Source organism: Bradyrhizobium sp. (assembly GCF_017881085.1).
Classification (GTDB): Bacteria; Pseudomonadota; Alphaproteobacteria; order Rhizobiales; family Xanthobacteraceae; genus Bradyrhizobium.
Genome location: NZ_JADGRI010000205.1, coordinates 1 through 9,829 on the forward strand (window position 1 = coordinate 1; position 9,829 = coordinate 9,829).

Below are 9,829 nucleotides of genomic sequence, written 5' to 3' on the forward strand. Positions count from 1 at the left end.
CGTCCAGTCTGGCCCGCCATATTCCACCGGCCATCCCGGCGCGCCCCAGCCCTTTTTGTGCAGCGCTCTCTGCCAGGCCATGCCGATGTCGGGATCGGAAAACACCGACGGCGTCAGCGCGGTCGCGCGTTTCATTTCCGGCGTGAGGTTTTGCGCGATGAAGTCGCGGACTTCCCTCTCGAAGGCGCGCTCTTCTGCGCTAAAGCTGAGGTCCATGGTGCGCTCCGATCATAGGGTTGCCCGCCCGCCCAGCGCGGCGTGGCGGCGATAGTGATGCGCGCTGCCGCCGAACAGCGTGTCGAAGGCGAGCAGCCGCTTGAAGTAGGCGCCGATGTCGAGCTCCTCGGTGACGCCCATGGCGCCGTGCAGTTGCACCGCCTGTTCGGCGACAAAGCGCGCGCATTTGCCGATTTTTGCTTTCGCGCCCGACGCCGCGCGCGCCCGCGACAGCGGTTCAGCGTCCGCCATCAGCGCAGCGCGCAGCGCGATCGACCGCGCCTCATCGCATTGCATCGCCATGTCGGCGAGCCGATGGCGGATCACCTGGTTGGCGGAGAGCGGCCGGCCGAATTGCTGGCGCACCTTGGTATATTCCAGGGTCCTGTCGAGCATGATCTGCATGATGCCGACGGCCTCGGCGCCAAGGGCAGCGAGCGCACGGTCGACCACGCCCTCGATCTTCGCCAGGCAATCGCTGCCGTCGCCGAGCAAAGCGTCGGCAGGGAGGCGAACGTCTGCAAGGCCGAGATTGCAGGCGCGGCCGCCGCCGAGCCGCGGAAAATCCCTCGATGTAATTCCGGCGGTGCCTGACGGCACCAGGAACAGGCACAGGTTGCCGGGCGCGCCGTCGTCGCGGGCGATACGGGCGGAGACGATGATCCAGTTCGCGGCGTTGCCATCGAGCATCGCGGTCTTGCGGCCGTCGAGCCGCCAGCCGTCGGGCGTCTTTCTCGCCGCGGTCTCGACATGCGCGAGATCGAAGCGCGCGGCGCGTTCCGAATGCGCGAACGCCAGCAGCAGCGAGCCGTCGGCGACCTTGGGAAGGATCGCCTGCTTCTGCGCTTCGCTGCCGCATTCGGCGATCAGGCCGGCGCCGATCACCACGGTCGCCAGATAGGGCTCGGCGACCAGGCCGCGGCCGAATGCCTCCATCAGGATGCCGGTTTCGATCGCGCCGGCGCCGAGCCCGCCATAGGCCTCGTCAATCGGCAGCGCCAGCCAGCCGAGTTCGGCGAATTGCGACCAGATTTGCGGGCTGAAGCCGCGCGGATCGTCCGCAGTGCGGCGGCGGTGGTCGGCGTCATAGGTCTCGTTGATGAAGCGGTCGACGCTCTCGCGCAGCAGGCGCTGCTCGTCGCTTGGATTGAGGTCCATGTGATCTACTTTACGACAGCCGTTTTCTTGACGGAGGGATGCAGGCCCGCGGGATCGACCACCATGCCGAATTCCTGCAGGTTATGCGCGTGGCAGAGCTGGTGCAGCGCGAAGGCCTGATCGATCGCCGCAGGCTGGCCCATGACATCGACCGAGCGGTTTACGGCTTCCTTTGTCAGTTTCAGCGCGAAAGATGGCTTTGCCGCGATCCTTTGTGCCAGCGCCATGACGAAGGAGGACAGCTCGGGACGCGGCACCACGTGGTTGACCATGCCGATCCGGTGCGCCTCCTCCGCGCTCCATGCGTCGGCGGTGAACAGGAATTCCTTGGCCTTGCGCGGGCCCAATTCCCAGGGATGAACGAACCATTCGACCCCGCAGACGCCCATGGTGACCACGGGATCGCAGAATTCCGCATCATGGCTGGCGACGATCAGGTCGCAGGCCCAGGCCAGCATCAGGCCGCCGGCGATGCATTTGCCATGGACTTCTGCAATGGTCGGCTTGGCGAGATTGCGCCAGCGCCGGGTGATTTGCAGATAGATCTCCTGCTCGCGCGCGAAACGGCCATGGGCATTGGGCTCGGCAAAGCCGCCCCAGTTTCCGACCGGCGGAAAATCGACGCCGGCGGCGTTCTTTCCCGCAGGGCGCAGATCGTGGCCGGCCGAGAAATGCGGGCCGTGGCCTGCCAGGATGATGACCTTGACCGCGTCGTCCTGCACCGCGGAATCGAAGGCGGCGTTGAGGTCGTAGGTCATCTGCAGGTTTTGCGCGTTGCGCGCCTCGGGCCGGTTCATCACGATCCGCGCGATGCGCGGTTCCGGCCGTTCGACGACGATGGTCTCGTAGGCGGTCTCGTGGGTCATTGGGTGGTCGTTTCCTCGTGTTTTCGCCATGTTGACTATTTCGTCAATTGATAGGCAAGGGCCATCAGCCGCAAAATTGTCGCGGAACGCGGCCTTTCGCCTGCATACCTGGCCGTATCGTTCTGGTAGCTTGCGGCAAATTTGGAACCGGGAGATTTCGATGCGCAGATTGTGGACCGTGCTGGCGGCGCTGGCGACGCTGAGCCTGACCAATTGCGGCTATAACGCGATCCAGACCAATGACGAGCAGGTCAAGTCGGCCTGGTCCGAGGTCCTGAACCAGTACCAGCGCCGCGCCGATCTGGTGCCCAATCTCGTCAATTCGGTGAAGGGTTTTGCGCAGCAGGAAAAGGACGTGCTCCTGGGCGTGACCAACGCCCGCGCCAAGGTCGGCAGCATCCAGGCGACGCCGGAACTCGTCAACGATCCCGGTGCATTCGCGAAGTTCCAGGCCGCGCAGGGCGAACTGACCAGCGCACTGTCAAAGCTGCTTGTGGTGACCGAGAACTATCCACAGCTCAAGTCGGATGCGTTGTTTCATGACCTGATGGCGCAGCTCGAAGGCACCGAAAACCGCATCACGGTGGCGCGCAATCGCTACATCAAGGCGGTGCAGGACTATAATGTCGGCATCCGCACCTTCCCGAATAATTTGACGGCGATGGCCTTCGGCTACAAGGAAAAGGCCAACTTCACGGTCGACAACGAGAAGGAAATCTCCACCGCGCCGAAGGTGGATTTCAACCCGACGCCGGCCCCCACAAAGTAGTTCGGCAACCGGAATCGATTCACCGCGATGAACGCTGCAAGGGCCTTCCTGCTTGCGCTGCTCGTATGCTGGGGCTTCGCGGCCTTCGCCGACGTCGCGGTGCCACCGTTGTCGGGGCGGGTGGTCGACCAGACCGGCACGCTGTCCGCGGGCGACATCGCCTCGCTGACGCAGACGCTCAAAGCGCTGGAGCTGAGAAAAGGCAGCCAGGTCGCGGTGCTGATCGTGCCGACCACGGAGCCCGAGACCATCGAGCAATATTCGATCCGGGTGGCGGAGGCCTGGAAGATCGGCCGAAAGAAGATCGACGACGGCGCGCTCCTGGTGGTCGCCAAGAACGACCACAAGCTTCGCATCGAGGTCGGCTACGGGCTCGAAGGCGCGCTCAACGACGTCACTGCCAGGCGCATCATCGATGAAATCATCACGCCGAAATTCAGGAATGGGGATTTTGCCGGCGGAATTTCAGCGGGCGTCGACCGGATCATCGGCGTGATCGACGGCGAGCCGTTGCCCGCGCCGGCGCCGAAAGCGCAGAGGCAGCCGGATTCCGATTCCGCGCTTTACCAGTTTCTCAATCCATTGAATCCGTTCACCATCATCTTCATTCTGGTGCTCGGCGGAATCTTCCGCCGTGTGTTCGGCCGGCTGTTCGGTTCGCTGGCGAGCGGTGGCCTGATAGGGCTGTTGGTGTGGTTCGTTTTCGGATCGCTGATCCTCTCGGGGCTTGCCGGCATCGTCGCGTCGGTCTTCACGATGTTCAGCGACGCCATCACCGCGCCGTCGCCGGCCGGTCACGGCAGGGGCGGCGGCTGGGTTGGCGGCGGCAGCGGGAGTTCGTGGTCCGGCGGCGGCAGTTCGAGCGACAGCGGCGGGTTCAGCGGCGGCGGCGGAAGTTTTGGCGGCGGCGGCGCGTCGGGAAGCTGGTAGGAACCGGTCACATGGGCATCAGGCGCATCGGCAAGCATCTTCTCGAGCACAATTGGCGGGTCCGGCGGATTTTTCCGCCGGAGGTGCTGACGACGATCGAGCGGACGATCAAGGCGGGCGAGGCCACCCATGCCGGCCAGGTCCGTTTCGTGGTCGAAGGCGCGCTGGACGGCAAACCCTTGTTCCGCGATCAGCCGGCGCGGGAGCGCGCGCTGGATATTTTCTCGCAACTGCGCATCTGGGACACCGCCCACAACAACGGCGTGCTGATCTATCTGCTGCTGGCTGACCGCGACGTCGAGATCATCGCCGATCGCGGCATCGACGCCAAGGTCGGCCGTGCAGGGTGGGAAAAGATCTGCAAGGCGATGGAGGCCGATTTCAAGGCGGGCAATTTCGGCGGCGGCGTCGTCAGGGGAATCGAAGCGGTCTCGAGGCAACTGGCCGCGCATTTTCCCAAGGCTGGCGGCGGCAAAAACGAACTGCCGGATGCTCCAGTCGTGATGTAAGAGTTCGTCATTCCGGGGCGTGACGAAGTCGCGAGCCCGGAATCCATAACCACGATCGGAGTTTATGAATTCCGGGCCTGCGCCAAGAGGCGCATCCCGGAATGACGATGGTGGAGTCGTCGCCTACGCCTTCACCGAAGGCCGTTGCCCGACGCGGGCGAACCAGGCGGCGATGTTGGTGTTCGCGGGGTCGAGCGGCTGGCCGACCTGGTTGCCGAAATCGATCCAGCCATAGAGCAGTATATCGGCCAGCGTGAAGCGCTTGCCGCACAGATACTCCTTGCCTTCCATCTGGCCGTTGAGCCATTGCAGCCGGTTCGCCGCGATCATCTTCAGGCCGGAGGACGCTTCGGGCGCGCAGGGAATGCGTTTTTCGAAAAATTTCAGCGCCTCGCCGAAGCGATAGCCGTTGGCTAGCGGCTCGCAGATGTTGAGATCTACCCGCCGAGCCCACATCCGGCATTCGGCGCGCTCTTCCGGCGTCGCGCCGATCATCGGCGGTTTCGGATTCTTCTCCTCGAGATATTCGCAGATCGCGGTGATCTCGGACAGATAGCTGCCGTCATCGAGTTCGAGCGTCGGCATCTGGCCATGCGGGTTGCGCTTGAGATGCTCGGCCTGCCGGTTTTCGCCGCCGCGCAGGTCAACCGTCTGCTTGGGCATTTCGATACCCTTCTCCGCCATGAACATGCGGACAATGCGCGGGTTCGGCCCGATCGAGTCGTAGAGCTTCATTGGTTCGTTTCTCCCAGTTTTTTGCAGCAGTCTTGTTGACTGCTTTTGAGCAGACCGGCAGGCCATTTGTCAAACGGGGGAGAGGGGCCCGCGCCAGGATCAGGCGTCGTCGAGCTTGTTGAGATCGCGCACCGACTGCATGATCGGCTCGAAATTCGACCGCGCGTCTAACGCGTCGAACAATTGCGCCGTGTCGGACAACAGCCCATGCGAGCGCTGGATCGCGATCCGGACATCGTCCTGCGGTGTGTCGGACAGCCGGCCGTGACCCGACAGCAGGATCTTGGAGTTCAAGCCCTTCAGCCGCTCCAGCGACTGGATGTAATCAGCGATGCTGCCCGATCCGAACACTCCGCCCATCACGCCGCCGGGCATCAGGGTGTCGGCGGCGAACAAAAGTCCCTTGTCCTGCTCGAACAGGCTGATGCAGGCCGAGGTGTGGCCGGGCGTATACATCACGTCGAGGCGGAAATTGCCGAGATCGAGCAGGTTTCCTTCCTCCAGCCAGATGTCGACGTTGATGGGCACTTCCGGCTCGTTGAACATCTTGCGCAGCATCGAGAAGTCGTCGCGCAGCATGATCTTGTTGGCGGCCAGCCGATGCGCGGCGATGATGGTTCGCCCGTGAAAATGATAGGCCGCGCCGATGTGATCGAGGTGCTCGTGGCTGAGCACCACCATATCGATTTTTTCCGGCGGACAGTCGAGATGATGCAGGCATTCCAGCAGGGCCGGATAATTCGAGGACAGTCCGACGTCGATCATAATGGTGCGCGACTTGCCGCGCACCAGATAGGCGTTGGCGGCACGGTTCTTGAAGCGGATCTGGTAGACTTCCTCGGCTGCCTGGATCAGCGAGCAGACGTCGTTGTTCAACAAAATCGGAAACGGGCTCGGCTTGCGGTCGCTCATGGGTTGGCCGCCCTGAAGGTGACGGCGTTGGACGCCCGCAACCGCTTGGAGAGCGCATCCATGATCATCAGCGCGAACGCCGGCTGTTGGCTGACGAGATAGACGAAGCGGGCGTGATTGATCCGCATCACCCGCGTGCCCGGCGCCGCCGCGATCGCGGTCGCCGAGCGGGACGAGCCGTCGATGACGGCCATCTCGCCGAAGAACTCGCCCTTGCCGAGGGTGACGATCACGGTCTTGCTGGCGCCGTTGACCTTGGCGATCTCGACCTGGCCATCGAGCACCACGAACAGCTCGCGCCCGGTGGAGCCTTCCTCGAAGATGACGTCGTCGACATCAAATTCGTTGATGCATTTTTCGATCGCCATGGAGTCCCGCGCCTTCTGGCTGGTTCTTGGCCGCCATGTTAGTCGGGAAATCCGGCGGCGCAAACGATGCATCCGACACCCGGGCCGGCGGTAGCGGGTCCGGGCACGTCATACCGCAGGGCAGCATGGGCCGAGTGGGAGGTGCCGCTGCCGGCCGGTCGGGCCAAACCGCCCCGGGATTTCCTAAAATTTCGGTAAACCGGTGGCGGGGTAACGATTTGGCAAGCAATGAAAGTTACCAAATGGTCAATCTTTCCTGGAGGATTTGACCGTGAGCGAACAAAACGCCGAACTGACCAGCGGTGAATCCGGTTCCCTCAGCGCCGGGCAGGCTGTTTCCCATTCATCGGAAGCGCCGATCCAGCCCGTGGTAGCTGCTCCAGATCTCGTGCCCGGGCAGGGCGGCGCTGAGGCGGAGGTGCCAAAGACCGATGCGGCCCATGTTGAGGCGACCAAGGCTGAGGTTCCCAAGGTTGAGGCCACCAAGGCTGAAGCCCCCAAAGCTGAAGCCACCAAGGCTGAAGCCACCAAGGCCGAGGCACCACGTTTTCCCGGCAAGGTCATGATCATGTCGGCCGGCGACGACGACAGCGCTGCGCCGGAGATGGAATCCGGCTCCGCCCATGGGATGTTCGGAAAGCGCCGGCTCGCAGTGGCAGCCATGCTGGCGCTGGCAGTCGTCGCCGGCGCGTTCGGCGGCGCGCTGGCGACCGCGGGCCTGTCGCATTTCGTCGGCGGCGTTGTCGCTGACGCCGACAGCCATGCTCTCGAAGCCACCATCGCGCGGATCGACGCCGACATCCTGGCGCTGAAGGCCGGTGCCGAACATACCTCCAAGCTTGCGCTGAACCAGTTCAGCAAAACCAGCGACCGCCTCGATAAGGTCGAGAAGGCGCAGGCCGAACCTGCCGCCAAATTAGCAAGACTCAGCGAGACTGTCGACAAGCTGCGCGCCACGCCGCCGGCCGCTGCCCCCGCTCCCGTCGCTGCCGCGCCGGCCGCGACAAAGGAAGTCACCGGCTCGATTTCTCTGCCTGCGGCGACCGCGCCCGTTCCGTTGCCTGCGCCCAAGCCCGAGGTGGCGAGGTTGCCGACGGTGGAAGGCTGGGTGCTTCGCGATGTCGGCAATGGCGGCGCACTGATCGAAAACCGGCGAGGAATATTCGAGGTCTATGCCGGCGATCCCGTGCCCGGTCTCGGCCGTGTCGACGCCATCCGCCGCCAGGACGGCCGCTGGGTGGTCGTGACCACCAGAGGCCTGATCGTCGCGCGCTGAAATCCATCGTTTCACCGCGAATTGACGCGATGACCGCTGTCTCCGGCTTGCCCTGAGACAGTCCGTCCGCATTTCGGCTACTTTTCCTGACATAGAAACACTGCCCGCAGGAGAGCTTGAATCAAGAAGCCTTGACTCTAGCGACGTGGAATGAGGCCTCGGCTGCGGTGTTTATCGGGATATGGGCCGCGTGCGATTTCTGGTCACATTTCTGGTCTTGCTCGCCGGCCTTCTGCCGGTGCGCCTTGCGTGGAGCGCGGCGGCGCCGGAGCGCGGTGCGGCGATCATCGATCCCGGCGCGTTGCGCGAACTCGACCGCGGCAGGTTCGGTCTTAACCGCGTGATGCTGCCGGCGCGATCGGCCGATGCGCCGCTCACCAACAGCCAGTTTTTCGCCCTGCCGTCGATGGTGCCGGTTCGCAAGGCGCTCGACGCCGAGTTCGACCGTTACATCTCAAGGCACAAGGCTGGTCTTCCCAACGAAACCATTGGGGTGGGGAATTCCTTCGACTTTCAGCTGTTCGACCGCGCGCTGCTGTATTCCCCCGATACGCGCTTCGTGCTGGCGGGCATCGTCAACCGGATGGACCGCGCCTATGTGCACGAAGCCGATTGCGGTGAAATCCGGCTGATCTACCGCCTAACCCGGACCGATGTGCAGGAGACGACAGGGGAAGGCGCCGTCTCGCCGCGACTGCCGGTGACGCTGAACGTGGTGCTCAAGGCCAGGGGCGTTGCTGCGTTCGACGCCGGCGGAAAAGCGCTTGCCTGCGCCGACATCGCCCGTCGCTGGCTCGCCGCCGGCGAATGGCCGCTGACCGGTGCGGCGCTGGCGGAAAGTCTGGCGGCGAAGGACGGGCCGCTGGATCTGACCGGGCCCGAAGATATCACGCATATCGAGACCAACCTTCAGATCGCCCACGCGCCGAAATCGGCCGTCCGGGATTTTCGCACCGATTATCTCTTGAAAGTGTTCGACTACGACGCGCGGTCGAAAACCTTCACCGAAGCGCCGATGGAGAACCAGATTGATCGCGAGCGTATCCTGGCCGACGCCACACTGGGGCGCGAGTTCAAGGCGTGGCTGCTCGAGCCATCGCATCTTTCCGAGTTCGATCGCGGCACGATCCTTGTTCCCGATAAATTCCTCGCTAAAGGTGCGATTGCACCCACCCCGGTCGGATTTTCAACCTCGGACCTGCAACCTGCCTTTGGTCTCGTGCAGGGCGACGATGCCGCCGTCGAGCCTCTGTTCAAGGAAGCGGATGTCGTCGCGGCCTTGAAGAAGGCAGCGGAGCGCGGCGTCACGCTGCAAAACGTTCGCTCGGTCGCGGGCTTCGAGCGAAGGCTCAACGACATCACCTGCGCCGGCTGCCATCAGAGCCGCGGCATCGGCGGTTTTCATTTCCCCGGCGTCGACTGGATGGCGGCCAAGCCCAACAATTCAACCGTGGTGCCGGCGTCGCCGCATTTCTTCGGCGACCAGATCCGCCGCCGCGACATTCTCGCGGCAATGCGCTACTGCAAACGCCCGGACTACTCGCGCGGCTTCTCCAGCCGCCCGCAAACACGCGGCAGCGCGGAACTCGCCGGCACCGAATATGAAGACGGCTGGGGCGCCTCTTGCTATGTCCAGCACGCCAATACCGCTGATAACGACAAAAGCTTCAAATCGTGGACCTGCACCGAGGGGCTGGCGTGCCAGCCGGCCGGCAACGCATCGCGGATCGGGATGTGTTTCATCAAATAGTGCCCACGCTAGTCAGATTGACAGTGGTCTTACCAATCGTGTTTCATCCCGGTCAATGGCTTGAATGAAAAAACTGCCGGGAGGAAAGATGGACGACGTCATCATCGTCGGCGCCGGCATTGGCGGACTGACGCTGGCGCTGGCGCTGCACGAAAGCGGAATTCCCTGCCGGATAGTCGAATCGACGGCCGAGATCAAAGCGGTCGGGGTCGGCATTAATCTGCTCCCGCACGCCACCAGGGAATTGGCCGCGCTCGGGCTCGAGGAGGCGCTGGCGAAGATTGCGATCGCGACCAGCGACGCGACCTTCTTCAATCGCTTCGGCCAGCTGATCTATCAG

At 63.5% G+C, this 9,829-nt stretch carries 12 protein-coding genes; 6 read left to right on the top strand and 6 right to left on the bottom strand.

Features of this window, described 5'->3' with window-relative positions:
- From QZ213_RS18495 to QZ213_RS18505, 3 genes are all read right to left on the bottom strand, one after another.
- The coding region (locus QZ213_RS18495; protein ID WP_291687539.1) for an acyl-CoA dehydrogenase family protein at positions 1-216 on the bottom strand (216 nt) is incomplete at its 3' end.
- A 12-nt stretch (positions 217-228) separates the two neighbouring features.
- Positions 229-1,374, bottom strand: a complete 1,146-nt coding sequence (locus QZ213_RS18500; protein ID WP_291687540.1) for an acyl-CoA dehydrogenase — start codon at positions 1,372-1,374, stop codon at positions 229-231.
- Between the two features lie 5 nt (positions 1,375-1,379).
- Complete coding sequence (locus QZ213_RS18505) at positions 1,380-2,240, bottom strand: enoyl-CoA hydratase (protein WP_291687541.1); 861 nt, start codon at positions 2,238-2,240, stop codon at positions 1,380-1,382.
- A 160-nt stretch (positions 2,241-2,400) separates the two neighbouring features.
- Here QZ213_RS18505 and QZ213_RS18510 point away from each other — a divergent pair, with 160 nt between their 5' ends.
- From QZ213_RS18510 to QZ213_RS18520, 3 genes are read left to right on the top strand one after another with little or no spacing between them, the layout of a single operon-like run.
- The gene (locus QZ213_RS18510; protein ID WP_291687542.1) at positions 2,401-3,009 is read left to right on the top strand and encodes a LemA family protein; all 609 of its coding nucleotides are present in this window, start codon (positions 2,401-2,403) and stop codon (positions 3,007-3,009) included.
- Between the two features lie 27 nt (positions 3,010-3,036).
- Positions 3,037-3,939, top strand: a complete 903-nt coding sequence (locus tag QZ213_RS18515) for a YgcG family protein (RefSeq protein WP_291687543.1) — start codon at positions 3,037-3,039, stop codon at positions 3,937-3,939.
- 11 nt (positions 3,940-3,950) lie between these two features.
- Positions 3,951-4,448, top strand: a complete 498-nt coding sequence (locus QZ213_RS18520) for a TPM domain-containing protein (RefSeq protein ID WP_291687544.1) — start codon at positions 3,951-3,953, stop codon at positions 4,446-4,448.
- Positions 4,449-4,571: 123 nt separating this feature from the next.
- Here the strand turns inward: QZ213_RS18520 and QZ213_RS18525 are convergent, their stop codons facing one another.
- The 3 genes from QZ213_RS18525 to QZ213_RS18535 all read right to left on the bottom strand — a co-directional run bounded on the left by QZ213_RS18525 (position 4,572) and on the right by QZ213_RS18535 (position 6,463).
- Entirely contained in the window at positions 4,572-5,183 is a 612-nt protein-coding gene (locus tag QZ213_RS18525; RefSeq protein ID WP_291687545.1) for a glutathione S-transferase family protein, read from the bottom strand.
- Between the two features lie 99 nt (positions 5,184-5,282).
- Positions 5,283-6,095, bottom strand: a complete 813-nt coding sequence (locus tag QZ213_RS18530; protein ID WP_291687546.1) for an MBL fold metallo-hydrolase — start codon at positions 6,093-6,095, stop codon at positions 5,283-5,285.
- On the bottom strand, positions 6,092-6,463 hold the full coding sequence (locus tag QZ213_RS18535; protein ID WP_291687547.1) for a cyclic nucleotide-binding domain-containing protein: 372 nt from the start codon (positions 6,461-6,463) through the stop codon (positions 6,092-6,094). Before QZ213_RS18535 ends, QZ213_RS18530 begins: the two co-directional genes overlap by 4 nt.
- Positions 6,464-6,734: 271 nt before the next feature.
- Here QZ213_RS18535 and QZ213_RS18540 point away from each other — a divergent pair, with 271 nt between their 5' ends.
- The 3 genes from QZ213_RS18540 to QZ213_RS18550 all read left to right on the top strand — a co-directional run.
- Positions 6,735-7,739, top strand: coding sequence for a hypothetical protein (locus QZ213_RS18540; protein ID WP_291687548.1), 1,005 nt, complete (start codon positions 6,735-6,737; stop codon positions 7,737-7,739).
- Between the two features lie 181 nt (positions 7,740-7,920).
- The gene (locus tag QZ213_RS18545; RefSeq protein ID WP_291687549.1) at positions 7,921-9,489 is read left to right on the top strand and encodes a hypothetical protein; all 1,569 of its coding nucleotides are present in this window, start codon (positions 7,921-7,923) and stop codon (positions 9,487-9,489) included.
- A gap of 88 nt (positions 9,490-9,577) precedes the next feature.
- A partial coding sequence (locus tag QZ213_RS18550; protein ID WP_291687550.1) for an FAD-dependent monooxygenase occupies positions 9,578-9,829 on the top strand: 252 nt, incomplete at its 3' end.

What these genes read in the sequence shown, in the direction of transcription:
- QZ213_RS18500 (WP_291687540.1), bottom strand. Translation starts at nt 1,374, where the DNA reads ATGGACCTCAATCCAAGCGACGAGCAGCGCCTGCTGCGCGAGAGCGTC.
- QZ213_RS18505 (WP_291687541.1), bottom strand. Translation starts at nt 2,240, where the DNA reads ATGACCCACGAGACCGCCTACGAGACCATCGTCGTCGAACGGCCGGAA.
- QZ213_RS18510 (WP_291687542.1), top strand. Translation starts at nt 2,401, where the DNA reads ATGCGCAGATTGTGGACCGTGCTGGCGGCGCTGGCGACGCTGAGCCTG.
- QZ213_RS18515 (WP_291687543.1), top strand. Translation starts at nt 3,037, where the DNA reads ATGAACGCTGCAAGGGCCTTCCTGCTTGCGCTGCTCGTATGCTGGGGC.
- QZ213_RS18520 (WP_291687544.1), top strand. Translation starts at nt 3,951, where the DNA reads ATGGGCATCAGGCGCATCGGCAAGCATCTTCTCGAGCACAATTGGCGG.
- QZ213_RS18525 (WP_291687545.1), bottom strand. Translation starts at nt 5,183, where the DNA reads ATGAAGCTCTACGACTCGATCGGGCCGAACCCGCGCATTGTCCGCATG.
- QZ213_RS18530 (WP_291687546.1), bottom strand. Translation starts at nt 6,095, where the DNA reads ATGAGCGACCGCAAGCCGAGCCCGTTTCCGATTTTGTTGAACAACGAC.
- QZ213_RS18535 (WP_291687547.1), bottom strand. Translation starts at nt 6,463, where the DNA reads ATGGCGATCGAAAAATGCATCAACGAATTTGATGTCGACGACGTCATC.
- QZ213_RS18545 (WP_291687549.1), top strand. Translation starts at nt 7,921, where the DNA reads ATGGGCCGCGTGCGATTTCTGGTCACATTTCTGGTCTTGCTCGCCGGC.